Consider the following 26,083-nt stretch of genomic DNA (forward strand, 5'->3'; position numbering starts at 1 on the left):
TTATAAAACTAATACCCGAGCGGGCCTAAACAATGAAACAACTTATTCATTAGCGTTTCAATACGGTAACTTAATAACGATTTATACTACATATTGGAGATGTAGTTAAACTGTGGGTTAAAAATATCCTTTGTATAGCACCTTTAAAATACCTAATAAGGGGTATTTTTAGGGTAATAAGGGAAAAATTGGACTCTCCCGATGTTCCTGCGCTATCAATTTCAATATTTTCTTCGTCAATTTCGCATTCTGGATGGGATGCTGCTCCTGCGGATCTTTTTTCAAATCATATAATTCCACATAGCTTTGCTGTGGATCTTTCACTTTAAACTTTATCAATTTATAGTGTTTATAGATGACCGCTTGGCGGCCTCCATCTTCATGAAACTCCCAATACAGGTGTTTATGCTGCTTTTGTTTTCCTTTGTTCAATAGGGTAGGCAGGATGGAAATTCCATCGGTGGTTTCTTTACCTTGATCATTGGTCAGGTCTTGGATGGTGGGCAGGATATCCCAAAAGGCAGACACATGACTTGTCGTTACACCTGAAGGGATATGGTATTTCCAAGATACCAATAATGGCGTACGGATACCACCTTCATACAGATCACGTTTATAGCCTTTCAATCCGGCGGTGCTGTTGAAGAAATCCGGATCGGCACCACCTTCGCGGTGTGCACCATTATCGCTACTAAAGATAATAATGGTGTTCTCCGTTAATCCGTACTGATCGAGTTTCTGCATAATTTCCCCTACATAATGATCCATACGGCTCACCATAGCGGCAAATGTGGCGCGAGGTTTCTGCACGGAGGCATAGCCAGCAATGGTCGCATTCGGGCCATAATCGTTGCCTTTATGTGGCGTTTCAGGGAATGCATGTTCATATTTTTTATAAAACTCATCATCCGGGCCCGCCAGTTCGGCATGTGGCAAAACCGTAGGCACAAACAGGAAGAAGGGTTTATCTTTATGCTGATCGATAAAGGCCAGGGTTTTGGCTTGAATGAGTGCCGGCGCATAGGTTTCTTTTTGACGTAAATTATTGCCCTGAAGTTCTACACGCTGGTTATTGTCCCATAAGTGGGTGGGGTAATAGCGGTGCGACTGGCGTTGGCAATTGTAGCCAAAGAACTCATCAAATCCTTTACGGTTCGGATCGCCTGTGGTTCCCACCATGCCTAGTCCCCATTTTCCGAAGACCCCCGTTTGGTAGCCTTTTTCTTGTAAAATCATGGCGAAAGTGCGGATGGAATCGGCAAGGGGTTCCTGGCCTTCGGGTTCAATTTCTTTATTCCCCCGAACGTAGGTATGACCGGTGTGCTGCCCGGTCAATAACGCGGAGCGCGAAGGTGCGCAGACCGAGGTGCCGGCATAGAAATGCGTAAATCGCATACCCTGCTTGGCCAGTTTATCCAGGTTGGGGGTGCTGATTTTCGTTTGTCCATAACTTCCAATATCGCCGATACCAAGATCGTCGGCAAGGATAAAGACGATATTTGGTTTTGCGTGTTGTGCTTTAGCATAAAACCCGGCACAGAGCAGGGCAAGGAGGAGTAGTTTTTTCATTTTATTTCGATTGGTAATCAGGGTTTAATTCTGTTGGAATCGGAGCCTTTGTTTTTTCAATCCAGGCCTTCATCATTTTTTCAAGCTTTCGCAAGGTGCGGGGCTGTTCCTGCGCCAGGTTATGGCGTTCGCCGATATCGCTATTCAGGTCGTATAATTCGGCCTGATTATCTTCATAGAAGTATTGCATCTTCCAGTTTTTATGGCGAATAGCAGTGCCGGGGCGCGTGCGATATAGCGGGTCGCGGCCATCATCTACTTGCGGATTATAAGCCCTTAAATAAATAGGGTAGTGCCAATACAGGGTAGACTGGCTCGATTTTCCGTTCTGTAAAGTAGGCCATAAAGATTGACCATCGAGCTTGGGTTTGTTTTCATGAGGATGCAGCAGATCTACAAGCGTTGGAAACACATCTAACAGACTGATGATAGACTGTTCGTCTTGCTGGGCTTTGATTTTGGTTGGCCAATGGAAAAACATAGGAATGCGAATACCGCCTTCGTAGTAACTTCCTTTTCCGGCCCGTAAAGGGCTTTGTGGGGATATGAAATTAATGCCGCCATTGTCTGAGCAAAAGATGAGCAAAGTATTTTCGGCTTGTCCGCTGTCTTTGATTTGCTGTACAATTCGACCGATATTCTGATCTAAGGAATGCACCATGACCGCATAAGTTGGGTAATCTTCTGTGCCGGTTCCTTTTTTACCCGCATACTGTTGCACAAGGCTGTCGGGTGCCTGAATTGGCGTATGTACCGCAAAATAAGAGAGGTACATGAAATAAGGCTTTTCGGCTTGGGTTTGCTTCATGTAGCGTATAGCCTCATCGGTTACCCGGTCGGTTAAGTATTCGCCCGCTTCGCCATCCGGAATATCCGGATTGTTATAAGGGCTGAAATGTTTGTTATGCCCTTGATGATTGCCCGCAAAGTTATACTGAAAGCCATAATTAAGCGGTGTTTCGCCGACATGCCACTTGCCAATGGATGCCGTTTGGTAACCTTGTTTACTAAGAAAGTCGGCCATGGTTTGCAAGTCTTCGTTCAAGACATCAGTATTGGCAATGGGGATAATCTTTCGGTCGGCGCTTTTTCCCTGTGCGGAGTTTCCGACCGTATAGATCCCATGTCTGGGGGTATTTAAGCCGGTGAGTAGACTTGCGCGGCTCGGTGCACAATTGGCAGCACCTGCATACGCCTGGTAATAGACATGGGCTTGTTTTGCTAAAGCATCCAGATTGGGGCTATGAAAATGTTCGCCCCCCATAAAACCGAGGTCTTTATAGCCTAAATCATCGGCAATAATCAATATGATATTGGGCTTAGGTTGTTGGGCAAAGCTCCATTGCGCCGAGCATAGGAGCAATAGTACAATATAGGAGTTTATAATACGCATAGGCTAGGTTTTAGAAACCGGCATAGCCTGGCTATGCCGGTTTATGTATTATTTATCCCATCCGGGATTTTGTTTGATATTTGGATTTAACACCAATTCGGCAGAAGGAATAGGGTAAAGGTAATAATAACTTGGGAAGCTTGGTGGTACGGCCTCATAGGCTATGTAGCCAGCTTTAGCGTTATTTAATACAGGGATTGGTGCACTTTCAGGTACATCAACACCTTTTGTAATGTAGCGGCCTAATTTTCGCGCTGCGGCATAGTCCATTTTCTTCCACCGTCGTAAGTCATCAAAGCGGAAGCCTTCGCCCATGAGTTCAATTGCGCGTTCGCGACGGATCTCCCATAATGCCGGCGCTACAGTAGCATCGCGCTTCGGATCGCTAGGGATGGCTGCCAGTTGGAGTGCAGCAACCTGTCCGCGTTTCCTTAATTTATTGATGGTTTGATCGAGGATGGCTTGTGTCAATTCGCCAAGCTCAAACTTCGCTTCAGCATAATTTAAAAAGACCTCCGCAGTACGGAATATCGGCGCATCGTTGATGTCTTCATTCTGAAGCATCTTGATCTTGTTGCTGAACTTATAGAAACGGTAGCCCGAGAAGGTCACATTAAAAGGTTGCCCATTGGTATAATCGGCATAATGTGGCTCTTGGCGCAATACCAATCCTTGCCAGTTTACGGCAGGAAGGGTTTTACGGGTAGCAACCGATAAGGTATTCATCAGATCGATATACTCGCGATCTGCCGGATCGTTGGTTAAGGTGAAATTGAAGCTCGGATGGTTTACTTGCACTTTGTATGGCGGCGGAACCGTATAATACAAACGGATGTCGCGGTTTCGGAATTCTTTGAACGGCGTTTCATCCCCCGCAAATAAAGGACTCGTCCAGCGCGTCTGTCCATCCTTCATCAGGTAGAGATCTGCTGCAGCTTTGGTTATATCCCATCTTCCGGAGGAGTTCCTGGCCATAGAGGCTAGGGTATGGGTTATTTGGTTTACCTCATACTGTTTGTAGAGGAGGACCTCGATATTGTTAGCCAAAGACTCGCTATTGAACACCTCATCGTAATCGGGGTGCAATTCCGGGAAATTGCCAATGATCTTCGCAGCGATATCCGCCGATATGCGCAGGTATTTTTCGCTGTCGTTTAAGCGATGGTATTTTCGCCAAGTTCCTTCGCGCAGAGCAAAGCGGGAAAGTAACGCGCGAACTACATGCACATTGATGGTGTTTTTACCATCGCCAGCTGCCTTAATATTTGTTTCTGCAAATTGCAGCATGTCCAGAATTTTAGTGGCAAGTTCATCCCGACTGCTCGGCGTGCCGTAAAGGATTTCCTTATCGCCATCGTTAATGGCACGCTCTACCCAAATAGCGGAGCCGTATTTATTCAATAAGTCCATGTAATTATAGGCCTTAAAGAAATAGCCGATACTGCGCACATGGTTTTTATCGGCATCTTTTAGGTTGCTACCATCGATATTGTCGAGCAGAATATTGATGGAACGGATTTGATTATATGGGCCTGTGTATTCTGCTGAACTGCCTGGAATAACGATACGATTCCACAACCAATCGGAGGTCGCATTGTTGTTGGCCAAGGAAAACAGGTCGCTATTTACTTCCGAATTCGGAACGCTATTGCTGTATCCGGGGAAGATGCCATAAAACTGCCAAGCATAGGCAATAAAATTATCGTAATTAGCAAAGGTGGTTTGCTCGGTCAGTGTGCCTTCGGGTTTTAAATCCAATAAATTACTGCAACTACTGCTTGCGGCAGTTAAACTGCTGGCCAGACCTATATATAAAAGTGATTTTAGAATTTTCATACGTCAGAATGTTTAGAAATTGATGTTTAAACCGAAGCTGTATTTCTTTAGGAACGGATAAATTCCGCCGGAACCTAAGTCGACGCCATCCGCCTCAAAGCCGGCCGGTAAATTGTCGAATAAGAACAGGTTCTCTCCCGTAACATACAAACGGATGCTTTCCAGGAATTTCGATTTCAAGACGTCCTTGCCCAAGTTATAGCTTAGGGTGATGTTTCTAACCCGCAGGTAGGAACCATCTTGTAGGTATCGGGTTTGTACGCGACGGTTGGCACCCGTGTTTAAGCCGGCATTCGCATAAACACGACCATAATAAGCATCCTGGTTTTCAGGGGTCCAATAATCTAAACTATGTTTAAAGAGGGTGCCGAACTCGTTGGAGTAAGGCCATAGTAAATGGCTACCCATCCATAAGTCTCTTTTCCCTACGCCTTGTAAGAAAATGGATAAATCGAAGTTTTTATAGGAGAAGTTTGAATTGATACCAAACTGATAACGACGGTTGTTATTCCCGATGACACGCATATCTCCCGGATCGCTCAGCGTACCATTACCCGAGAAGATTTTACCATCGTTGTTCAGGTCTTTAAATAGCACATCGCCTGGGTTCTGGGCTACACCTGTAAACGCAGGGATACCATCTTTCAGGGTGCCACCCATTAATTTATCGTTTAATGAGCCATCCACAAAGTCATTCACCGTATAGAAACGGTCGGTTTCATAGCCCCAGATTTCGCCTATTTCTTTGCCTACATAATACCCGTTGATTAAACCGGCGCTGTTCTCAATCTTGGTGATATAGCCTCGGTTATCGGATAGGTTGAAGCCTAAGGAATAATGGAACTCATTGATTTTATCTTTCCAGGTTAATTCCCATTCCCAACCTTTAGACTCTAGGTCTGTGGTGTTTTGGAAAGGCGGCTCGGCACCTAATACAGCAGGAAGATCGGCACCCCGGTAGAGCATTCCGATGGTTTGTCTGCGGAACCAGTCGAAGCTGGTATTTAATTTATTGTTGAATAAGGCAATATCAACCCCTACGTTTAGCGTGCGTACTTTTTCCCAGGTAAAGGTAGAGGATACCAATCCCGGAGGCGCAATGGTTAAATAGCGGATGCCTGTGGTTGGATTAATCCAGTTGGCGTTAGAGGCGGACATGGTCGGGATTACCGGGAAGTAATTCTGACCGCCGTCTGAATTCAAGACTACCTGGTTTCCAATCTCCCCGAAGGAACCTCTAAACTTTAACAATGGAATGCTATTGCGAATGCTAGACATAAAGCTTTCTTCCGTCACATTCCATCCTGCGGAAACCGAAGGGAAGAAACCGAATTTGGAACCGTCTTGAAAGCGCGAAGAACCATCGATACGGCCATTCAGTTCTAAGAGATAGCGATTGGCATAATCGTAATTGATACGGCCAAAATAGCCTAATACCGCATACTGCCCGAAGCTATCGTTTACAAATTGATTTCCACTGCTGGTTCCCAAAGAAGGGGAATCTGGGCTTAATAAATCGTAACGTGTGGCATTGTATGATTCGTAATGGTTTTTCTCGTAGTTGGTTCCTAAAAGGTATTTAAAGTTATGTTGATCTAAGGCATGTGTATAGCTGGCATACATATTCAACGCATTGTAATTGGTGATGCTACTTCCGCGTTGGTAGTATTGGTTGTTGAATAAGTATTCTTCGCTGTAGTTGTTAGGGTTCATGTATTTATGACGCACCTGATAATACTTGCTGTTGGTGTTGGATTTGTTGAAGGTGTACTCAGCAGTAATGTTGAAGCCTTGGATAGGGTTGTATTCTAACTTACCGAACATCCGCAGATCATCACCATAATTTAAGCTGGGATCTTCGTATTTCAGGTAGTTGTTTGGCGTGCCGAAGGGTACTTCTGTACCATCCATACCGGTATTATAGCCTGTATTGATGTAAGCGCCATGCGTAATGGAGCGGTAGAACATTTCCCCCATATTCATTGGCGTGGTGCGGTTGTCGTTTTTGTATAAGATATTCGCGCTGGCATTCAAGTTTTTGGCAATCTCACTGGTGACAAAAGCATTGATGTTATAGCGTTTGTAGCTGTCTTTGTTGGTCTTCATGATACCATCCTCATCAGCAAACATACCGGAGAGACGGTAGGCAATTTTCTCGCCACCACCCGAGAAGGACAGGTTGTGTAATTGTTCGAAACCGGTTTCAAATACTTCGCCATACATATCGTATTGGCGTAGGGGATAGCGGGTGCCATTTACTTCCGTAATTCCATCTGGATATTTGGAAGGGTCGGCCTCATATTCTTTTAATAGATTCAACCAAGTTTCCACATTCTGGCCCGTCCAGTTGGTCGGTTGGCCAAAGTCTTTTAAGCCTTGCACAAATTCCAGAGGCGTTGCTTTTTCTGGTAGGGTACTGGCTTCTGACCAAGTGAGGTTGGATGAATAATTGAATTGGATTGGTTGGTTTTTTCCTGCTTTTTTGGTAGTCACTAAGATAACCCCATAAGCAGCACGCGCACCATAGATGGAGGAGGCTGCCGCATCTTTCAACACCGTGATGTTTTGAATGTCTTTCGGATTCACATCGTCCAGGCTCATCGGTACGTTATCGACCAATACCAAAGGGCTGCCGCCGTTAATGGACGTTACACCGCGGATGTTCAAGGAGGTTCCTTGGCCCGGGCGTCCACCACCAAAAGTTACCTGCATGCCCGGAATAGCGCCTTGCAATGCTTGCGAAGAACTACTAACCGGCCGATCGCCTAATACCTTATCCATATCAACGGAAGATACGGCACCGGTGAGGTTGGATTTCTTCTGCGTACCGAAACCTACAACCACCACCTCATCAAGGGAGGTTAAATCTTCTTGTAGGATGACGCGGACTTCACTGGAAGATACGGGAATCTGTTGACTCGTGTAGCCAATAAAACTGATGATCAACTCGGCCTGATCGCTGGAAGCCATTAATTCGAATCGACCGTCTTCCTTCGTGCTGGTTGCACGCGTAGAGTTCTTCTCGGTAATACTTACCCCAACCAAGGGTTTACCCGTGTTGTTGGTTACTATACCCTTCACTGCAAAGCCTTCTTGCTTCTTTACGCTTGGGCGGATGATCATCCGGTTGTCTTCAACTTCCTTGATGGTTAATCCGGCCTGGTCTAAGATAGGCAACAACACTTGGGTCCAAGGGAGATTGGATACTTGGATCTTTCCCAGGTCTCTCATCTGAATGAGGTTGTCTGAGTAGATGAATTTTATTTTTGTTTGTTTCTCTATGGAACGCAGGACGGTTTTTAAATCGCTGTTATACAGCAATAGCGATACCTTTTCCTGCGCGGCAGAAGGATTGGCTACCACACGGATAGAGAATGCACAAATAAAGCAAATGATAAGTTTAAACATCAATAATACTTTAAATAGGAGGGGGCAAATCACTTGGCCCCTAATGGCAAGTAAATTAATTTTCATAAATTAGTGGAATTGATTTAAGTGTCTTACTTTCTCAGGGCTAGGCACTTAGTTAATGATAAATTGTAGAAGGATGCATCATGGGATGCGTCCTTTTTTTATGCTGCTTGGTTATTTCTGTTTCTTGGTATCTAAGTTTTTGGTTAATAAATGGTTATCTGGTTATTGTTGATCGTGTAATTCAAATTGAGACCACTTTCCTTGATCCAAAACAGCACGGTTTCGATATCTGTATCTTTGAAAGAACCCGATACTAAGTTCTCCGCAAGTGCTTTGTTTTTTAACACAATTGGAATGTTATACCATTTCTCCAGTTTGGAGATAATGACTGCCAAAGGTTCGGCATCAAAGGCCAGGGTATTATCTTTCCATGCAATTTCAGAAGGTTGAATGCTAGGGTCTTTTTTCAAAAATTGGCTCTTTTGGATTTTTAGCTTTTCCGGCTGAACAACGGCGACTTCTTCTTTCGCTGTTTCAGCTTCCGCTTCCTGCGCCTGGATTTTAATCTTCTCTCCCGGAACAACATGGATAGGTTCTCCATGTTTAAGGTTTTTATTGACATACAGCTCAATGATGCCATCCACTAAGCAAGTTTCTGTATTGGCTTCATCAGGATAAGAGCGCACGTTAAAGGAGGTTCCCACGACTTTAATGGTCATGTTCTTGGCTTCAACATACATCGGTAAGCTCTTGTTATGTGCAACATCAAAAAAAGCTTCGCCTTCCAACCGGATATCCCGGTCTTCTTTGCCGAAAGAATGCTTATAGGCAAGCTTACTACCGCCGTTTAGCCATATATGCGTGCCATCGGGTAAGGTGATTTCTTTGCGCTCGCCGTTTTTGGTTTCCATGAATACCGCATAGCTATCTGCTTTCGATGAACCGTAATAACGATAGATAAGTCCGGCAGCTAAAAGAAAAATTAGGAGAACGGCGGCATATTTTAAGTAACCATGCTTTTTGATGGCAACTACAGGCGTTTCGATTGTTTCTTCAGGATGCAGGGGGCTATCCACAATCTGTTGAAAGCGTTTTTCTAATTCGCTAGCTGGAACAACGATTTTCTTCGCACTCGTCAACTCTTGGAAAATCAACGCGCGCTCGGCATCCGCTTTCAAGATCGCGGAAAGCTCGGCTTGCTCCTGATCGTTCAGTTGCTTGCTTAGAAATAAATGTACTAAATCATAAAATCGTTGGTCGTCCATGGTCTTCTTTTCGGGTAATCTACCTATAAGACAGGTAGCGAAAGAGAACTCCCCAATAGAAATTGAAAAAAAATATAAATTTTTAAAAGTAGGGGATATTCCTGCTTCTTGCTGCGGTTGAAGGAATTTATTTAGCGGTTCAAGAAATCGCGGATCTTGGCTAAAGCAATCTGGAGGTGCCTATCCACGGTTTTAATGCTTATTTCCATAATATCTGCGGCCTCGGCATAGCTGCAGTCATTATCTTTCACCAACGTGAAAGCCATCTTAGTTTTCGGCGGAAGTTGTTCGATGGCTTGATTAATCTTCTGGATGATTTCTTTGGAAACCAACTGATCTTCGGGATTGTAGTCTTGTTGAGTAATCTCTGGATTGCTCAAGATGTAGTTGTCGCGAACCTTATTCTTCTCCAGGTAATTGAGGGTCAAGTTTCGAGTAGAGATGAAGAGGTATGTTTTCAGGTTTTTTACCCCTAGGAGCTTCTCCGGTTGCTGCCATATCTTTAGCATCAACTCGGCAATAATATCTTCGGAAGCTTCTTGATGATTAGAAATAGCGGTTGAAAAGCTAAGGAGATCCGTGTAAAAATGATGGAAAAGCAATTTGAAGGCGTTTGCATCCCTATGGTCATTTATCTTGCCAATTTCCTTTTGCCAGTCAATTTCATATGGTATAGGGTTCATGCTTTTCACAAAGTGAAACTAAATTATCAATAATAATTTATAACGGTGAACATTTCCCCGGCAATTTCCGTGACTATGGGGCAAAAAAAATCCTCAAACTGTAACGTATGAGGATTCTTGGTGGTGCCAGCTGGATTCGAACCAGCGACACAAGGATTTTCAGTCCTTTGCTCTACCAACTGAGCTATGGCACCTTTTTCAAGTCTTTGTTTGGAATCTGTTACTTGTCAGATTGTGGTGGTGCCAGCTGGATTCGAACCAGCGACACAAGGATTTTCAGTCCTTTGCTCTACCAACTGAGCTATGGCACCTTTTTTTGCAAATCCCTTACCGAACTTGCGATGCAAATGTACCGTCTTTTTTCGTAATCTAAAACTTTTCGCCGAATATTTTTCGAGGAATTCAGCAAAACCTTGATTTTGATTGAGATAAAATTACATCAAATAAACATTGGTATTCCTCAATTTACGGTATCTTTGCACTTCAATAAAAGGTTATGAGTAAAAAAGGAAGAGTTTTGGTAGCCATGAGTGGTGGAGTGGATAGCTCAGTAGCTGCCGTTATGCTACATGAACAGGGCTATGAAGTGATTGGTATTACCATGAAGACATGGGATTATGCAAGCGCAGGGGGCTCTTCTAAGGAAACAGGATGTTGCAGCCTCGATAGCATTAACGATGCCCGCACTTTAGCGGTGAACTACGGTTTTCCACATTATATTTTAGATATCCGTGATGAGTTTGGCGATTATGTCATCGATAATTTTGTTGATGAGTATATCGCGGGTCGCACACCGAATCCTTGTGTGTTGTGCAATACCCATATTAAATGGGAAGCCCTCATTAAGCGAGCGAATAAGTTAGACTGTGAGTTTATTGCCACCGGACATTATGCAAACATCCGCTTGCACGATAATGGCCGCTACGTCATCTCAAAAGGTCGGGATGAGAATAAGGATCAATCTTACGTGTTATGGGGTGTTTCGCAAGAGAACTTGGCCCGTACGCAATTCCCATTAGGAAGCTTTACGAAACAGGAGATCCGCCAGATGGCCTTAGAAATGGGACAGCAGGAATTGGCTAACAAATCAGAGAGCTATGAGATCTGTTTTGTACCGGATAACGATTACCGATCCTTCTTGCGCCACAAGAAGCCGAATATCGATCAGGAAATTGGGCCAGGAAACTTTATTCTATCCGACGGAACGGTAGTAGGACAGCATATTGGCTATCCCTATTTCACCATCGGACAGCGTAAGGGATTAGGGATTGCCTTAGGAAAGCCGATGTTCGTGATTCAGATCCTTCCGGAGAGCAATTCTGTGATGCTAGGCGAGGAGCATGAGCTCGAACGTACGCAAGCCTTTGTTCGCGATATTAACTTGGTTAAATACGCTTCTTTGGATGAACCGATGGAAGCTATCACCAAGATCCGTTATAAGGATCCAGGCGCTTTATCTACCCTTACACAGCAAGGAAATATTATGCAGGTAGACTTTGCCCATCGGGTGAAAGGAATTGCACCAGGACAGTCTGCTGTATTCTACGAAGGCGATGACCTATTAGGCGGTGGCTTCCTGATGAAAGAAAACTAAGCAGTACTAAAAGAAGTCAAGCCTTATTAACAAAGCATAAAAAAAAGCTGATGGAATTCCATCAGCTTTTTCTATTATTAACCTGCCAGGCTTAGCTTAATTTAGCTACTTCTTGCGCAAGGTCGATGATTTTGTTCGAATAACCCCATTCGTTATCATACCATGAAATTACTTTCACGAAGTTATCATTTAGGGAGATACCTGCTTTCGCGTCGAAGATGGATGTACGCTCGTCGCCTAAGAAGTCTGTAGAAACTACATCATCTTCTGTATAGCCTAAGATACCTTTCAATTCACCTTCAGAAGCATCTTTCATTGCTTTTTTGATGTCTTCGTAAGATGCTCCTTTGTCTAAACGTACCGTTAAATCAACAACAGATACGTCAGCAGTAGGAACACGTAGGGACATACCCGTTAATTTACCTTTCAACTCAGGCAATACTAAACCTACAGCTTTTGCTGCACCTGTAGAAGAAGGGATAATGTTTTGGTAAGCACCGCGACCACCTCTCCAGTCTTTTGCTGAAGGGCCGTCTACTGTTTTTTGCGTTGCTGTTACCGCGTGAACTGTAGTCATTAATCCTTCCACGATACCGAACTTATCGTTCAATACTTTCGCGATAGGCGCTAAACAGTTTGTAGTACAGGAAGCGTTTGATACGATGTTGTACTCAGCTTTCAAATCTTTATGGTTCACACCCATTACGAAAGTAGGGGTGTCATCTTTTGCTGGTGCAGACATAATAACTTTTTTCGCACCTGCGTCGATGTGTTTTTGTGCTAATTCTTTGGTCAAGAAGAAACCTGTAGATTCGATAACAACTTCAGCACCTACTTCGTCCCATTTCAAGTTTGCAGGGTCTTTTTCAGCCGTAACACGGATGGTTTTTCCGTTTACTACTAAATGACCGTCTTTCACTTCTACTGTACCGTCAAATTTACCGTGCGTAGAATCGTATTTTAACATATAAGCTAAGTAGTCTGGCTCCACTAAATCGTTGATACCTACTACTTCAATATCACTGCGTTTTACAGCAGCTCTGAAAGCTAAACGACCAATACGGCCAAATCCGTTAATTCCAATTTTCATTTTAACTAATTTTTATTTAAATAATATTTTAATAGGTTCTGTACAGGTTCGCGAATAATCGTTCCTACCGTGAGGTGATGATCATCGGCGATTGACCGTAACAAATCAGCGTAGTGATTGGCTACGGATCCTGTAAAATGTAAGGTTGCATCTGGATACGATTCCGATAAGGGAACCAGGTATGTTTTCACATACATTTCCAAGCCCTTTTTAATAATTCCCTCCATGTAAGGGTCCTCTTTGTTTTCCAATATAAAATCGGCAAAGGAGGTCAGGAATATGTTCGGGTTTGGGGTATTATATATTTTATCGAGAATAGTTTTCCGGTCGATATTATGCTTGCGCAGTAATTTCTCACGGAATCCCTGTGGCATAGCTTCGGTCAGGAAGTCCTTCAGAATCTGTCGGGCTTGCCAGTTGGTGGAAGCTTCATCGGCCAGGATATAGCCTAGGCCATAGTTATTATCGATAATCTTGCGGCCGTTATAATAGGCAGCATTCGATCCCGAACCAATAATGCCGATAATGCCTTTTTCATTGCCGAAGGTAGAGATCGCTGAGGCGAGCACATCATGGCTGGCTTTTACTTTGGCATTTTTAAAGAACTGCGCGAAGACCTTTTCAATTTTGGCTTGCCGCTCTCTGGAGGAGGCGCCGGCACCAAAGAAATAGATCTTGCGAATTTTCTCCGCATTATTGATCAATTGGGTGTTCTTGTTTAGCAGCTGGTAGATAAAGCGTTCATCTTGGATATACGGATTAATACCGGTTGTCCGGAAGCCATGTAAAATCCTGCCTTTTTCTGCCAACCGCCAATCAGCATATCTTGATCCGCTATATACTACTGCTATCATGTGTTAAATATTCATTACTTCGGAAATGGTAAGGAGTTCTTCATCCAGCTTGAACTCTTTGTTTTTCAGGGCCTCTTCCAGGCTGGTTGAGGTGATCTTGCTGCCTCTGATGCCTACAGTTCCGTTCGTATTTCCACGTAATAACTCATTTACGGCGAAATAGCCCATACGAGTTGCCAAAATCCGGTCGAAGCTGCTCGGCGATCCGCCGCGTTGCAAGTGTCCTAATATACTAACTTTTGTGTCATAAAAATCAAATTTTTCTTTCACACGTTTCGCTACATTATACACCCCGCCGTTTTTGTCGCCCTCGGCTACAATCACAATCATCGAGGTTTTATTGCGCTCTTTGGCCACTTCCAAAAGGTCGATAAGCTCGTCGATGGCGGTATCTTTTTCCGGAAGCATAATGGCTTCCGCGCCACCTGCTACACCGGCGTATAAGGCGATACTGCCGTTATCTCTACCCATTACTTCAACGAAAAATAAACGATTATGTGATGCAGCGGTATCTTTAATTTTATCGATCGCTTCAATTACCGTATTATTCGCGGTATCAAATCCTAAGGTAAAGTCTGTTCCGTAAAGGTCGTTATCAATGGTTCCGGGAATACACATCACCGGGATATTATATTCTTCCGAGAAAACTTTTGCTCCGGTAAATGTACCGTCGCCACCAATGGCCACTAATGCATCTATTCCAGCTTTCTGAATGTTGTCAAAGGCTTTTTTACGGCCTTCTGGCGTTCTGAATTCCGGGCAGCGGGCCGATTTCAACATGGTTCCCCCTTTTTGCAAAATGGAGCTTACCGAGCGGCTTACCAAGTCTTTAAAATCACCTTCAATCATCCCTTCGTAACCGCGGTAAATACCGGTTACTTTGATATTATGGAATAATGCCGTTCTCACAACAGCGCGTATGGCAGCATTCATCCCAGGGGCATCGCCCCCCGAAGTATAAACACCAATCCTTTTTATCGTACTCATTAGGTTCCTCAATTTTAGAAATACGAATATAATGTGTATTTCTTACACTATTAAATTTTTTTGGTAATTTGTTTGTCTATTTCTATTATTGTTGATATTATTTAGGAAACCAGTTTAATCAGTTAAATTAAATTTAGATTTTGCAGACGCATTTTACCATTGATTGTGTGATTTTTAGTTTTGATGAGGGTCAACTAAAGATACTTTTAGCCGAACGTAACGAATATCCGTATAAAGATTGGTGGGCACTCCCGGGATATTTTGTCAATAAATACGAAGAAATGGAAGATGCGGTTGCCCGGATTTTACTGGAGATGACCGGCCTTAAAGACATCTATATGGACCAATTGGCCGCTTTTGCAGGCGTTAAGCGCCATCCCGAGGGTCGCATTCTCACTGTAGCCTACATGGCCTTGGTACAAATGGAAGAGGTGAAAAATAAAATTGCCCCAACCTCCAGTTATATGCGCCAATTAAAATGGTTCTCCATCGATGAACTGCCTGATTTGGCCTTCGACCATCGTGAAATTATTCAACTAAGTTTAGAGCGTTTAAAAAAATCTGTTACATACTCTACGGCTCCGTACGAATTATTACCTACAAAATTTACACTTACCCAATTGCAACAAGTGTATGAGGCCATCCTTAACAAAAAGCTCGATAAACGGAACTTTCGGAAGAAAATTAACAACCTAGGTTACTTAAAAGAGCTTAATGAATTCCAAAAAGGGGTTTCCTACCGTGCAGCCAAACTCTATTCCTTTGATAAGAAAAAATTCCTGAAGCAATTTTCTCAAGACTAAATGTAGCTTTTCCCTTATCCGTTACGTTAAGAAATTGTTAATAAGCAACTTTTTGACACTGGTATGATATAATTTACTGGACTTTCTTTACTTTTGAACAAAATTTGAAAAAAGTCAAAAGATAAAAAAGGAGAGAAATGGAAAATCGTAAAGATCAGATCGTCGAAACAGCGCTCAAACGCTTTTCGCATTTTGGTTTCCACAAGACCACAATGAACGAGATCGCTGATGATTTGCGAATTACTAAAGCAAATTTATACTACTACTATCCAGACAAGTCGAGCTTGATTCTGGATGTGTTGAATTTTATTATTGATGGCATCCACCAAGAAGAGCTGGAGATCATTAAAAAGTACAATAACAACCTCATCGATATCATCATCGAAATCTTGACCATGAAAAATAGTTTTATGCGCAAATACTATGTGTTGCATATTACAGAGAATATGGACTGGTTGAAAGGTATTGATATTAAGTGTACGATGGAAGAACACTACGAACGCGATATGTTATGTGTCGAAGTGTTGTTCAAAAAAGCAATAGAAGCTGGCGAACTAAGCATGGACGATCCGAAAGAAGCAGCACAGGCCTTTACCGAAATTATAAAAGGCGTAAGCTTGTTGCACACCCTTTCAGACGTTATCACCGGTATTCCTAATGAGGAGAATATCGCCATCATTCTAGCAAGTCAAATCCGCGCGGCCCGTCTAATTTTTGAAGGGCGTATTATTAGAAACAAATAGAAATGAAAAGGATAAATATAATCACACTATTCATGGCTGGGATATTTTCCAGTTCCATGTTGCATGCTCAAGAAACGCTGACCTTGCAGGAAGCTGTGCAATTTGCACTGGAAAACAAGGCCGAAGCGAAGAAGTCCAGATTGGATGTTGAGAATGCGCAATACCAAATTGATGAGGTTCGCGCTGGAGCACTTCCTCAAATCAATGGTTCTGCTTCCTTGAAATATAATGCGATTATCCCAAGTATGCCCATTGATATGAATGGACAGACCACCTATCTTAAAATGGGGCAGCCTTGGAACTCGACCGCGGCACTTTCAGTGAATCAGCAAATCTTCAACCAATCCCTATTTACCGGGTTGAAGGCGGCGCGTACAACACGCGAGTTTTATGCCATTAATCATCAATTAACCGAAGAACAATTGATCGAAAAAGTAGCAAATTCGTACTATGACGTGTACACTACGCAATTGCAATTGCAGACCATTGAAGATAACTTAAACAGTACCACCAAAACCAGGGATGTCATCTCGGGTTTGGTGACTGCCGGCTTAGGTCGTAAAATTGATTTAGACCGCACGAATGTGGCTATCAATAACTTACAGGCCAATCGCCAGATTATCGTGAATGCTTTAGAATTAAAGGAAAATGCCTTGAAGTTTGCCATTGGTATGCCAATGGAAACGGATATCGTTTTACCGAATGAGACCTTTGCTATAGATGCTAGCCTGGCTTCGGCAGCGGGCTATGATTTAGCTGCACGCTCTGAGATCAAAGTGTTAGAGAAACAAAATGAATTGCTGGAGTTAAACCGCGAAAGCATGAAAGCCGATTACTACCCAAGATTATCTTTCGGTGGTGATTTAGGCTACCAAGGATTTGGTCAAGGCTTCCCTGTCGGCGGAAACTTCAACTGGTTCGGAAGTTCCGGATTAGGCTTAAACCTGTCTATCCCTATTTTCAATGGGGGAGCAACCAAGGCCAAAATCAATCAGGCAACCATTAAGATCAAACAGGCGCAGGTTGATTTAGAGGATACCAAGCTAGCCTTAAACTTAGCCAATGAAAATGCCCGTGCGCAAATTAAGAACAGCTTGTTAACGGTTGATCAAAACCGCCGCAACGTGCAGTTGGCCAAAGAAGTGATGGATGATACCCAAAACAACTATAGAAATGGATTAGCCACCTTAACGGAACTGCTAGATGCCGAGAACGCCTATGCAGACGCGCAAAACAACTTAAATACCTCGCTGTTAAACTATAAAGTTGCCGAGGTACAGCTGATCAAAGCAAACGGAAATTTAAAATCATTAGTAAACGAATAATCACAACCCTTAATACACATTATGAAACGCGTAATTATATCCATCATAATCATTGCTGCAGTTTTAGCCGGCATCATGTTCATCCTGAACAAAAACAAGGCGAAAGTAGAGCAAGAAACAGCCATCGTAGCGCAGAAAAATGCGGCCGTTGCCGTGCGTATCGATACGGCACAAAATCAACAAATGAGCCTGGCCTACCAATCCAACGGTACCTTTATGCCGAAGCAAGAAGTAACCGTTGCTGCTGAAACAGGCGGCCGTGTGGTTCGTGTTTTGGTTGACGAAGGTTCTCGTGTATCTGCAGGTCAAACTTTAGCCGTAGTAGAAGGCGATAAATTAAACGTAGGGGTTGCTAATGCGCAAGCCGCTTACGATAATGCACAAGCTACCTTACAACGCTACGAAAGCGCACTTTCAACAGGTGGGGTAACCCAACAACAAGTAGATCAGATGCGCTTACAATTTGAAAACGCGAAGAACAACTTGAAAAGTGCGAAGTTAAACGCAGGTGATGTAACGATCAAAACCTCCGTAGGCGGTATTGTCAATGCCCGTAAAATTGAACCAGGTGCTTATGTAAGCCCAGGTACGCCGGCGTTCGATATCGTGAATGTTAGCACCTTGAAACTGCGTGTAAATGTAGACGAGAAAAATGTGGCTACCCTACGTGTGGGGCAGCAAGTAGAGGTATTGGTAAGTGTGTATGCCGATAAGAAATTCAGCGGACGCATTACCTTTATCGCGCCAAAATCGGATGGCAGCTTAAACTTCCCGGTAGAAATTGAAATCGCGAATAACCCGAACAATGAGCTTCGTGCAGGGATGTACGGTACTGCTGTATTCGGTGGCGAAGGTTCAGCCTCTGTATTGGTTATTCCACGTACGGCTTTCGTAGGAAGTATCTCCGACAACCGCGTATTTGTGCTTAAAAATGGTAAAGCTATTGAAATAAAAGTAATGGCAGGTAGAAGCTTTGGTGATCTGATCGAAGTAACCAGCGGATTACAAGCAGGCGACCAAGTGATTATCTCGGGTCAAATCAACCTGTTAGACCAATCTCCTGTTGAGGTTATTAAATAGTTTGTGCCCATTCTAAAATTAAATCATGAAGATTACTGAAATATCGATAAAACGTCCCAGCCTGATCATCGTATTATTTATAATACTGACCTTGGGTGGGATATTCTCCTATTCCCAATTGGGATATGAGCTCGTACCTAAGTTCGAGGTAAACGTAATTACCATTCAAACGGTTTACCCGGGAGCATCGCCTACCGAGGTGGAAAATACCGTAACCAAGAAAATTGAAGATGCCGTTTCCTCCTTAGAGAATATTAAGAAACTGGAGTCAACCTCCATGGAGAACGTCTCTATTGTAATGATTACCTTGAACGATGGAGCCGACGTCAACTTCTTGCTGACCGATGCCCAGCGTAAAATTAACGCCATCTTAAAGGATTTACCCGAAGACGTAGATCCGCCATCGTTGAACAAGTTCTCCTTAGACGACGTGGCCATCATGAGCTTAGCGGTAACCTCTAAGCTTTCTGAAAAGCAACTTTACGACCTCCTAGACAATAAGATTCAGCCTATTTTCGCCCGTATCAACGGGGTAGCTAAGGTAGACTTGATTGGTGGTGAGGAACGTGAAATCCAGGTAAGTGTAGATGCAGAGAAATTAGAGGGTTACGGCCTTTCTATTGCGCAGGTTCAACAGGTTATCGCCCAGTCGAACTTAGACTTCCCTACCGGAAACGTGAGTACCCGAGAAAACCGGACCACCATCCGTTTGGCCGGAAAAGTAACATCGGTGGATGAGTTGAGAAACCTGCCTATCACCACGCCAAAAGGAATCACTATCTTTTTACGTGATGTGGCCGATGTGCAAGATGGTATCAAAGAGATTGAGAAAATTGCGCGGTTAGACCAAAAGAACACCATCTTATTGCAGGTGTTCAAGCAGTCGGATGCCAATGCCGTGGAAGTATCCAAATTGGTGAAAGAAACCATTCAAACGGTAGAGAAAGATTACGCAACGAATGATGTAAAAGTATTGGTGGCGAATGACTCGACCGACTATACCTTGAATGCCGCTAACAACGTAATGCACGACTTAATGATCGCCGTAGCATTGGTAGGTTTCATCATGTTATTCTTCTTACATAGTTTGCGTAATGCGGCCATTACCATGGTGGCTATTCCACTATCCTTAGTGGCTACTTTTATCGGACTCCTGTTAATGGGCTATACCCTAAACTTGATGTCTTTATTAGGACTTTCCCTGGTAGTTGGTATCCTGGTGGATGATGCGATCGTCGTAATCGAGAACATTCACCGCCATATGGAAATGGGTAAAAATAAAGTGCGTGCCGCCTATGACGGAGCGAAGGAAATCGGGTTTACCGTATCGGCCATTACCTTGGTAATCGTCGTGGTATTCTTGCCTATCGCTATGTCATCCGGATTGGTAGCCAATATCTTGGCTCAATTCTGTGTTACGGTAATTATTGCCACCATGTTATCCTTATTGGTATCCTTTACCGTGGTGCCTTGGTTATACTCACGTTTTGGAAAAATCGAACATATCAATTCAAAATCATTCTTTGGACGTATTATCCATGGTTTCGAAGCTGGATTGACCAAATTTACCAACTGGATTACCGCTATCTTGGAATGGTGTTTAAAAAGCCGTGCCACTAAATTGGCAACCTTGGCTATTGCCATTGTGCTTTTCGCCGGTTCTTGTAGCTTATCCTTCTTAGGTTATATTGGTTCCGACTTCTTCCCGGCTTCTGATAAAGGGGAGTATATGATTCAATTGGAATTGGAGAAAGATGCTTCTTTAGAGAAAACAAACTTCTTGACCCAGAAAGCAGAAGCTATTATTAAAGCCAAGCCAGAAGTAGAGCGTATCATTACCACCGTAGGTCAATCATCCGATGGGGTGATGTCTACCGCAGGTTCTCGCTATAAATCAGAGATCCACGTGATCATGAAAGATAGCTATACCGAGAACTCCAAAGTATATGCGGCCGTATTGCAACGTGAATTGGAAAATGCCTTGATCGGCGCAAAAATTAAGTCGGTGAATATGGGCTTAATGGGCGCAGAGCAAGCACCGTTGAAACTGACTGTAATTGCTTCGGATGTGGCTGATGCCTCTGAGTTCGCCGTACAAGCGGCAGACCTGTTGCGTAAGGTGCCAGGAGCAACCAACGTGAAATTATCTTCTGAAGGGGGTAACCCGGAGATCAACGTCAAAGTAGATCGCGAGAAAATGACTTCTCTAGGCTTGAATGTGGCCACTGTTGGTATGACCATGCAGACTGCCTTCTCCGGAAATACAGATAATAAATTCCGTGCTGGCGATAATGAATACGATATTAATATTCGTTTCTCAGAATCTAGCCGTTCGAATATTGCAGACGTGAGAAACTTGAAGTTTATCAACGACAAGGGTACTCCGATTTCCTTAGAGCAATTTGCTGAAGTAGGCTATAGCTCTGGACCATCCTTATTGGAACGTCGCGATAAATCACCTGCCGTATCCGTACAGGCGTCTATTATCGGTCGTACCTTAGGTGAGGTTGCGGGCGAGTGGGAAACAGAATTCTCGAAATTAGAGCGTAAGCCAGGGGTAGTTTACATCTGGGGAGGTAATATGGAAAGTCAGCAAGAAGGTTTCGGTACCTTAGGTATCGCCTTATTGGCCTCCATCTTATTGGTATACTTAGTAATGGTATCCCTATACGATAGTTTCTCTACACCATTTGTCGTGATGTTCTCTATTCCTCTGTCCTTTATCGGAGCCTTGTTACTCTTGGCTTTGACCGGACAGTCCTTAAACATCTTTACCATCTTAGGTATCATCATGTTGATTGGATTGGTAGCGAAGAACGCGATTCTATTGGTCGACTTTGCCAACCACCGGAAGGAACATGGCGACTCGACACACGACGCCTTGGTAGCGGCTAACCACGCCCGTCTTCGTCCGATTTTAATGACGACCATCGCGATGGTGTTCGGTATGATTCCTATTGCTATGGCAACAGGTGATGGTGCCGACATGAACCGTGGTCTAGCCATCGTTATTATCGGGGGACTTTTGTCATCCCTGTTATTAACCTTGGTGGTTGTACCTGTGGTATACTCCATCTTCGATAGCTTGCAAAGAAGATTCGGTAAGAAAGAAAAAACTGATTACGCCGAATTGATGGATGCAGATTTCGTGATGAACGAAAACTATGTGGACGAAATGGACGTGAAGCATTAGGTTTAATAGATATGAGATGTGAGATGTGAGATATGAGAGCTGGGTGGTGATCCTTGTTTTTCATTGTTGACGCTTTGTGCCGCGTTGTGTCCAGGGTTGTCATGGTGAGCGGAGTCGAACCACGAACGACTGGTACGTCAGTACAATCAGCAATGCTTATCACGCATATCAACAATAAGTTGTATTAACATTTTTATTAATACATAAAATAATTTTAAACGGGCAGGTGGAAACCACTGCCCGTTTTTTTATCGTTATTGCATAAGTCACCTATGCTTCCCAATTACCCTATTTTTTCATCCATTCAATCTTTTTTCTGTTCCCTATTTGCCCCCTTTTCAAAGGGGGTTGAATTGGGTTTGAAAGGGGAGTGAAAGGGAAGAGGAAAGGGGTAAACTTAGAGGTGTTTATAAGCTTTGCTTATTTGTGATGGCAAGTTTTAGTAATGATCTATTGCTATAAAATGCTATTAATAAATGTGCTTAGTACGGTTGATTGCACTGACGTACCAATGGTTCGTGGTTCGACTCCGCTCACCATGACAGCTACCAATGACATGTTTTTTTTTTGCAACATACTGTTAATGAGTATTATATGTGTTGCTGATTGCACTGACGTACCAGTCGTTCGACTCCGCTCACGATGACAACTCTGGACACAACGCGGTACAAAGCGTCAACAATGAAAAACAAGGATCAGCACCCAGCTCTCACCACCCAGCTCTCATATCTCATATCTCACATCTCATATCTCCTATTGAACAATGTTGTTCCCACGCTGGCCATTACCACGCAGGCAATGGATATCCATTGCAGGAAGCTGAGGTTTTCTTGCAGGAAGAGTAGTCCGGAGAGGGCGGCGAAGGCTGGTTGCAGGCTGGTGAGGATGGAGAATGTTTTTGCCGGTAATTGTTTGAGGGCAATCATATCTAAGGAGAAGGGGAGGGCGCTTGATAAAATAGCGACGCCTAGTCCTTGTAGGAATAGCAGGGGTGTAATTTTTAGTAATTGGCCATCCCAAATGGCGAAGGGAATAATAAAAAGGGCTGCGATCAGCATGCCTGTGGATACGGCATCTTTGCTATCCATTACTTTGGATACTTTACCGCCCATTACAATATAGACGGCCCAGAATACACCGGCAAGGAAGGCCAGGAATACGCCGAGCAGATCGACTTCCCCGGTTCCCCAAGGCACAATCAATAAGATGCCTGTACAGGCTAATAGCGCCCACAGCAGGTCGAGGACTTTGCGGGAGAGGACTAGGGCCAAAAACAAGGGGCCTACGAACTCAATGGTAACCCCCAAACCTAGGGGGATTCGTTGGATAGCCATGTAGAAAATGAGGTTCATGGCGGCAATGCCGAGGCCATAAATGCTGCAGTAGAGCCATTGTTTTTTGTTGAAGCTTCCTAGTTTGGGGCGGTTGATAAAGAACAAGATAATAGCCGATAGCCCGATGCGTAGGGTACTGGTGCCGATGGCGCCTAAAGCGGGGAAGAGTCGTTTGGCTAGGGAAGCACCCCCTTGGACACAGATCATCGATGCCAAGGCGGCAGGAACGGCAATATTCTTATTTTTCATGCTAAGACGAATATACAATTACTTTCGTCTTAAAGACCAAAAAATCGATCCAGCTCTACCCGTAGGATTTTTGTCTTCATTTCTTCTTCCAGTTTATCGAAATCGGGCTTTTCCACCCTTTGTTTTATTTGGCCTTCATCGAGGTAGAAAATCTCATCGCAGGTATCTTTGAGGGTGGAGTAGATATGGGAGGATATTAATATGGTTTTTCCTTCTTCCTTTAAGCGATGGATAATGGCGGTCAGGATAATGGCACTTTGGAAGTCGATACCATTGTAGGGTTCATCCAGAATGAAGTATTGGTTTTGCTGCAGCAGTACCGCCGTGAGGGCAAGTTTCTTTTTCATGCCGGTGGAGTAGCTGCTGGCTTGATTTTTTAATGGCAGATCGAACAGGTTGCAGTTCGCTAGGTCCTGTAATTTAATGCCGCGTGCTTCAGTTAATAGTAAAATATGCTCCTCAGCGGTTATTTTCGGAATAAAATAGGAGTCGGATGTCAGGTAACCTAAGACATCTTTTAAGGGTTTATGGCTACTTTCTAGCTGCCCATCATAGGGTTCCAGACCGGCAATGCAGCGGAATAGGGTGGTTTTGCCGGCTCCATTTTCGCCTACCAGGCCATACACCTTGCCCGGCAATAAGTCCATGGAAACATCTTGGAGCACCTGTTTTTCGCCATAGGATTTGGAGAGCTTCGTAAGGGTTAACATAAGAATAGCTTTAAGTTTTGGGTGGCCTTTCGGAAATAATAGGGATAGAGAAAGAATATAAAAATGGGGATGCCAACAGCAATGGCAAAGATCATAGCTTCAGGTATGTTTTTCTCCCGCGGATAGATGGCGTATTTGATTAAGATCAACAGACCCAAAGCCAATAAAAAGAGGAGCAAAATGGCCAGAGCAAATAATTGATGATATAAAGGGCTAAAGAGCAACATGACAAATAAAGGGCTAAAGAGCAACAGATGCTGCCCACATCCCCGCGCTATCTTCATGGCTAAAAAGGAGGCTGCGCTACGGTTATAATTCCAGATATAAGGTTCGGGTTCGATATAGTCGTAAATATTTAATACCGGAATAGCGATTAACAGGAAGCTTGCCAAGATGAGGTTAGGGTTGTCTACTGCTAAGCCGATGCCCCCAAAGCAATAGGCCAACACGTAAAAGCCTATAAATCGCCGTAAGCCCTGCGTAAATTCGAAGGGATGATGGGGAAAGAAGCTCAGGTAATATTTGTTGCTACCCAGGCGAAGTGGAAAGAAATAAAGCAGTAGGTGAAAAAGGACTAAGGCTAGAATTACCGTGTAAAAGCCATAGATCAAGCAAATAATGAGTAATGGGATAATAGGGAGGAACTGCTCCAGCAGTCGTATTTTCCGGTAAGTTGGGGTTGGGAAGTTGCTTTTCAGCAATTCATCCTGTTGCTTATTGCTTAGTTTTACGCCCGCAAAGAACCCGATAGCTAGTATTGCGAATGGCGCAATGGTCATGTAGCGTTGTACCTGAAAGGCTAGAAAAACGTAACATGCAAGTGCGAATAGTAGGCCTACCCATGCGGGTAATCCCGCATCTTCAAGCTGTCTTTTTAGTAAGGTAAAGCGTATTCGGAAATAGAATCTCATTAATTGTCGGCAGGTTTAGCTGTTCGTTTTACTAAGTACCTAAATTAATAAAATAAAAAGAGATGATCGTTAATGATCATCTACTTTATTTGGGTTGGGCGGTAGCGGGTTGGTATCCTTCTCCGGCCTTTTCCCGGTGTCTTGTTCTACATCGGTTTGCGTTTCCTCTTCTTTCGGGTATTTCTTTTCCTGTTCTTCTTGTAATTTTTCTTTCTTGCTCATGATCTTTTTCTTTTAAAGGGTAGTATAGATAGAACACGTGAAGCCCAAATTAGTTTAGCAAGATGAACCTTTCGAGCGGATAACTGTTTCTACCTGAAACAAAGGAGATCTTATATGCGATTGAACATTGAAAGTATTATCCTCGATGGTGTGGAATGGGAATTTATGTTGGAAATCATCAGCCGTACCTTGCTGATGTTTCTGATTATCCTACTTGTATTACGTTTATCCGGTCGGCGGGGTGTGCGCCAATTAACCTTGTTTGAAGTAGCGATTATCTTGGGGATGGGATCGGCCGCCGGCGACCCGATGTTTCAAGATGATATCCCTATTCTATATGGTTTTATTGTGCTGCTGACCATTATTTTGTTCTATAAGCTGGTGACCTGGCTTACCCGAAAATCGACCTGGTTTAATGTGGTATTAGAAGGGAAACCCATGTGTATTGTGAAGGATGGCATGTTTGAGATTAAAAAAGAAAACGATAGCGATTTCTCGAAAATGGAATTCTTCGCCGAATTAAGAAACCATTCGGTAGAACATTTGGGGCAGCTGCGTACCGCTTTATTGGAAGTGGATGGTTCCATGAGTTTACTCTATTATCCGAAGGATGATCGCCGTTATGGTTTGCCCTTATTTCCGGGGCAATATGAAAAGATTGATCCTACCCGGCATTCCGGACCCTTTGCATGTATGTTTTGTGGGAATGTGTTGGAGCGAGTAGCAGCAGAAGATTCGGTATGCCCGCGATGCGATAGAAGGGATTGGACATTGGCCATTAATGTGGGCAGGGATTGATCAGCTGATATCCTTCGCAAACAATTTACC

Annotated in this window: 20 protein-coding genes and 2 tRNA genes; 7 read left to right on the top strand and 15 right to left on the bottom strand. The window is 43.6% G+C overall.

The window, feature by feature from the left end; all coding sequences use genetic code 11:
- Nucleotides 1–168: 168 nt before the first annotated feature.
- From GQF63_RS05500 to GQF63_RS05535, 8 genes are all read right to left on the bottom strand, one after another.
- Complete coding sequence (locus GQF63_RS05500) at nucleotides 169–1,569, bottom strand: arylsulfatase (RefSeq protein WP_160368116.1); 1,401 nt, start codon at nucleotides 1,567–1,569, stop codon at nucleotides 169–171.
- Between the two features lies 1 nt (nucleotide 1,570).
- A complete protein-coding gene (locus tag GQF63_RS05505; RefSeq protein WP_160368117.1) occupies nucleotides 1,571–2,962 on the bottom strand; it encodes a sulfatase in 1,392 nt (463 codons plus the stop codon).
- A gap of 48 nt (nucleotides 2,963–3,010) precedes the next feature.
- Nucleotides 3,011–4,798 carry a RagB/SusD family nutrient uptake outer membrane protein gene (locus GQF63_RS05510; RefSeq protein ID WP_160368118.1) on the bottom strand — a complete coding sequence of 596 codons (1,788 nt, stop codon included), beginning with the start codon at nucleotides 4,796–4,798 and terminating at the stop codon, nucleotides 3,011–3,013.
- Between the two features lie 12 nt (nucleotides 4,799–4,810).
- A complete protein-coding gene (locus tag GQF63_RS05515) occupies nucleotides 4,811–8,206 on the bottom strand; it encodes a SusC/RagA family TonB-linked outer membrane protein (RefSeq protein WP_160368119.1) in 3,396 nt (1,131 codons plus the stop codon).
- Nucleotides 8,207–8,415: 209 nt separating this feature from the next.
- Entirely contained in the window at nucleotides 8,416–9,477 is a 1,062-nt protein-coding gene (locus GQF63_RS05520; protein WP_160368120.1) for a FecR family protein, read from the bottom strand.
- A 131-nt stretch (nucleotides 9,478–9,608) separates the two neighbouring features.
- On the bottom strand, nucleotides 9,609–10,160 hold the full coding sequence (locus GQF63_RS05525; RefSeq protein WP_160368121.1) for an RNA polymerase sigma-70 factor: 552 nt from the start codon (nucleotides 10,158–10,160) through the stop codon (nucleotides 9,609–9,611).
- Nucleotides 10,161–10,278: 118 nt separating this feature from the next.
- Nucleotides 10,279–10,354, bottom strand: a tRNA-Phe gene (locus GQF63_RS05530).
- Between the two features lie 41 nt (nucleotides 10,355–10,395).
- A tRNA-Phe gene (locus tag GQF63_RS05535) sits at nucleotides 10,396–10,471 on the bottom strand.
- Nucleotides 10,472–10,656: 185 nt separating this feature from the next.
- On the opposite strand from GQF63_RS05535, the gene mnmA reads away from it, so the two are divergent.
- A complete protein-coding gene (gene mnmA, locus GQF63_RS05540; RefSeq protein WP_160368122.1) occupies nucleotides 10,657–11,754 on the top strand; it encodes a tRNA 2-thiouridine(34) synthase MnmA in 1,098 nt (365 codons plus the stop codon).
- A 91-nt stretch (nucleotides 11,755–11,845) separates the two neighbouring features.
- Here mnmA and gap read toward each other — a convergent pair whose 3' ends face one another.
- Genes gap through pfkA form a run of 3 tightly spaced genes read right to left on the bottom strand, consistent with a single transcriptional unit; the run spans nucleotide 11,846 to nucleotide 14,685 of the window.
- Entirely contained in the window at nucleotides 11,846–12,844 is a 999-nt protein-coding gene (gene gap / locus GQF63_RS05545) for a type I glyceraldehyde-3-phosphate dehydrogenase (protein ID WP_160368123.1), read from the bottom strand.
- A gap of 5 nt (nucleotides 12,845–12,849) precedes the next feature.
- On the bottom strand, nucleotides 12,850–13,698 hold the full coding sequence (locus GQF63_RS05550; RefSeq protein WP_160368124.1) for a hypothetical protein: 849 nt from the start codon (nucleotides 13,696–13,698) through the stop codon (nucleotides 12,850–12,852).
- A gap of 3 nt (nucleotides 13,699–13,701) precedes the next feature.
- Nucleotides 13,702–14,685: a 6-phosphofructokinase gene (pfkA, locus tag GQF63_RS05555; RefSeq protein ID WP_160368125.1), complete on the bottom strand. Its 984-nt coding sequence runs from the start codon at nucleotides 14,683–14,685 to the stop codon at nucleotides 13,702–13,704.
- A gap of 140 nt (nucleotides 14,686–14,825) precedes the next feature.
- Here pfkA and GQF63_RS05560 point away from each other — a divergent pair, with 140 nt between their 5' ends.
- From GQF63_RS05560 to GQF63_RS05580, 5 genes are all read left to right on the top strand, one after another.
- The gene (locus GQF63_RS05560; protein WP_160368126.1) at nucleotides 14,826–15,488 is read left to right on the top strand and encodes an NUDIX hydrolase; all 663 of its coding nucleotides are present in this window, start codon (nucleotides 14,826–14,828) and stop codon (nucleotides 15,486–15,488) included.
- Nucleotides 15,489–15,625: 137 nt separating this feature from the next.
- Nucleotides 15,626–16,231, top strand: a complete 606-nt coding sequence (locus tag GQF63_RS05565; protein WP_160368127.1) for a TetR/AcrR family transcriptional regulator — start codon at nucleotides 15,626–15,628, stop codon at nucleotides 16,229–16,231.
- A 32-nt stretch (nucleotides 16,232–16,263) separates the two neighbouring features.
- The gene (locus GQF63_RS05570) at nucleotides 16,264–17,556 is read left to right on the top strand and encodes a TolC family protein (protein ID WP_246163328.1); all 1,293 of its coding nucleotides are present in this window, start codon (nucleotides 16,264–16,266) and stop codon (nucleotides 17,554–17,556) included.
- Nucleotides 17,557–17,577: 21 nt separating this feature from the next.
- Nucleotides 17,578–18,636, top strand: coding sequence for an efflux RND transporter periplasmic adaptor subunit (locus GQF63_RS05575; protein WP_160368131.1), 1,059 nt, complete (start codon nucleotides 17,578–17,580; stop codon nucleotides 18,634–18,636).
- A 25-nt stretch (nucleotides 18,637–18,661) separates the two neighbouring features.
- The gene (locus GQF63_RS05580; protein ID WP_160368132.1) at nucleotides 18,662–21,829 is read left to right on the top strand and encodes an efflux RND transporter permease subunit; all 3,168 of its coding nucleotides are present in this window, start codon (nucleotides 18,662–18,664) and stop codon (nucleotides 21,827–21,829) included.
- A 737-nt stretch (nucleotides 21,830–22,566) separates the two neighbouring features.
- On the opposite strand, the gene GQF63_RS05585 is transcribed toward GQF63_RS05580, so the two are convergent.
- From GQF63_RS05585 to GQF63_RS05600, 4 genes are all read right to left on the bottom strand, one after another.
- Complete coding sequence (locus tag GQF63_RS05585) at nucleotides 22,567–23,412, bottom strand: EamA family transporter (RefSeq protein WP_160368134.1); 846 nt, start codon at nucleotides 23,410–23,412, stop codon at nucleotides 22,567–22,569.
- A gap of 29 nt (nucleotides 23,413–23,441) precedes the next feature.
- On the bottom strand, nucleotides 23,442–24,122 hold the full coding sequence (locus GQF63_RS05590; RefSeq protein ID WP_160368135.1) for an ABC transporter ATP-binding protein: 681 nt from the start codon (nucleotides 24,120–24,122) through the stop codon (nucleotides 23,442–23,444).
- Nucleotides 24,116–25,033 (bottom strand): hypothetical protein, encoded by a 918-nt coding sequence (locus tag GQF63_RS05595; RefSeq protein WP_160368140.1) that lies wholly within the window; start codon nucleotides 25,031–25,033, stop codon nucleotides 24,116–24,118. The genes GQF63_RS05590 and GQF63_RS05595 overlap by 7 nt, the downstream gene beginning before the upstream one ends.
- 69 nt (nucleotides 25,034–25,102) lie before the next feature.
- On the bottom strand, nucleotides 25,103–25,255 hold the full coding sequence (locus GQF63_RS05600; RefSeq protein WP_160368142.1) for a hypothetical protein: 153 nt from the start codon (nucleotides 25,253–25,255) through the stop codon (nucleotides 25,103–25,105).
- 114 nt (nucleotides 25,256–25,369) lie between these two features.
- On the opposite strand from GQF63_RS05600, the gene GQF63_RS05605 reads away from it, so the two are divergent.
- Entirely contained in the window at nucleotides 25,370–26,053 is a 684-nt protein-coding gene (locus GQF63_RS05605) for a DUF421 domain-containing protein (RefSeq protein ID WP_160368143.1), read from the top strand.
- Nucleotides 26,054–26,083 lie beyond the last annotated feature (30 nt).

Source organism: Sphingobacterium humi, from assembly GCF_009768885.1.
GTDB lineage: Bacteria > Bacteroidota > Bacteroidia > Sphingobacteriales > Sphingobacteriaceae > Sphingobacterium > Sphingobacterium humi.

Coding starts and splice junctions, on each gene's coding strand:
- GQF63_RS05575 (WP_160368131.1), top strand. CDS start 17,578: ATGAAACGCGTAATTATATCCATCATAATCATTGCTGCAGTTTTAGCC.
- GQF63_RS05590 (WP_160368135.1), bottom strand. CDS start 24,122: ATGTTAACCCTTACGAAGCTCTCCAAATCCTATGGCGAAAAACAGGTG.
- GQF63_RS05605 (WP_160368143.1), top strand. CDS start 25,370: ATGCGATTGAACATTGAAAGTATTATCCTCGATGGTGTGGAATGGGAA.
- gap (WP_160368123.1), bottom strand. CDS start 12,844: ATGAAAATTGGAATTAACGGATTTGGCCGTATTGGTCGTTTAGCTTTC.
- GQF63_RS05585 (WP_160368134.1), bottom strand. CDS start 23,412: ATGAAAAATAAGAATATTGCCGTTCCTGCCGCCTTGGCATCGATGATC.
- GQF63_RS05580 (WP_160368132.1), top strand. CDS start 18,662: ATGAAGATTACTGAAATATCGATAAAACGTCCCAGCCTGATCATCGTA.
- pfkA (WP_160368125.1), bottom strand. CDS start 14,685: ATGAGTACGATAAAAAGGATTGGTGTTTATACTTCGGGGGGCGATGCC.
- GQF63_RS05600 (WP_160368142.1), bottom strand. CDS start 25,255: ATGAGCAAGAAAGAAAAATTACAAGAAGAACAGGAAAAGAAATACCCG.
- mnmA (WP_160368122.1), top strand. CDS start 10,657: ATGAGTAAAAAAGGAAGAGTTTTGGTAGCCATGAGTGGTGGAGTGGAT.
- GQF63_RS05525 (WP_160368121.1), bottom strand. CDS start 10,160: ATGAACCCTATACCATATGAAATTGACTGGCAAAAGGAAATTGGCAAG.
- GQF63_RS05565 (WP_160368127.1), top strand. CDS start 15,626: ATGGAAAATCGTAAAGATCAGATCGTCGAAACAGCGCTCAAACGCTTT.
- GQF63_RS05550 (WP_160368124.1), bottom strand. CDS start 13,698: ATGATAGCAGTAGTATATAGCGGATCAAGATATGCTGATTGGCGGTTG.
- GQF63_RS05510 (WP_160368118.1), bottom strand. CDS start 4,798: ATGAAAATTCTAAAATCACTTTTATATATAGGTCTGGCCAGCAGTTTA.
- GQF63_RS05520 (WP_160368120.1), bottom strand. CDS start 9,477: ATGGACGACCAACGATTTTATGATTTAGTACATTTATTTCTAAGCAAG.
- GQF63_RS05500 (WP_160368116.1), bottom strand. CDS start 1,569: ATGAAAAAACTACTCCTCCTTGCCCTGCTCTGTGCCGGGTTTTATGCT.
- GQF63_RS05505 (WP_160368117.1), bottom strand. CDS start 2,962: ATGCGTATTATAAACTCCTATATTGTACTATTGCTCCTATGCTCGGCG.
- GQF63_RS05595 (WP_160368140.1), bottom strand. CDS start 25,033: ATGAGATTCTATTTCCGAATACGCTTTACCTTACTAAAAAGACAGCTT.
- GQF63_RS05570 (WP_246163328.1), top strand. CDS start 16,264: ATGGCTGGGATATTTTCCAGTTCCATGTTGCATGCTCAAGAAACGCTG.
- GQF63_RS05515 (WP_160368119.1), bottom strand. CDS start 8,206: ATGTTTAAACTTATCATTTGCTTTATTTGTGCATTCTCTATCCGTGTG.